1 protein-coding gene is annotated in these 600 nt (G+C 59.3%); it reads right to left on the bottom strand.

The features are described from left to right. Positions 1 to 600: hypothetical protein (locus tag LKK83_RS00580; protein WP_324628788.1), on the bottom strand; the 600-nt coding region annotated here is incomplete at both ends.

Raw genomic sequence — 600 nt, forward strand, 5'->3', positions numbered from 1 at the left:
AGTTGGCAATCTGCTCCTGGAGGTGGTGAATTTGCGACTCCTTATCGGTATTTTCTTGCAGGAGTTGTTGCAGTTGCAGGTTTTCCTTTGCGAGGCGATCGCGATCGGCTTGCAATCCCTGAATCAGAGCCGCCGCTTTATCCGCTTCTTTCAGTTGGGCGCTCAGGTCGCGCACTTGCTTTTCTAACTCCGCCACCCGGTCGGATTGCGCGGGTACAGCGGGGGCAAGGTTCTGCTGGCGCAAGGCTTTCTGTAAGTGGCGCTGCTGCGGGATAATTTTCCCATCCTTGGCATCTTCCCGGGCAAGATGATGGATTCCGGCGTGCAACTGTTGGGACGGGTGTAGGGGGTCTTCCGGGGCGGCGGTGGGGATGAGTTGGGTCGGTCTTGTAGTGCGTTTCGCAGGAGCCAACAACTTCTCGGCGTCCCAGTCGGTGAGGTGGCGAACCGCGTCGATCAGGTGGTCGGTGAGTACCGAGGGGCTTTCCCCTTGGTGAGCCAACCGCGCCGCTTCCGCTTGCAGGGTGGCGAGGTCTTCTGAGGAAGCGCCATAGGTCTTGGCCACTAACTGCCAATCGGCTTGGGTTGCTGAGTCCCCCA

The sequence above is a fragment of the Phormidium sp. CCY1219 genome (genome assembly GCF_035615515.1).
GTDB lineage: Bacteria > Cyanobacteriota > Cyanobacteriia > Cyanobacteriales > Laspinemataceae > CCY1219.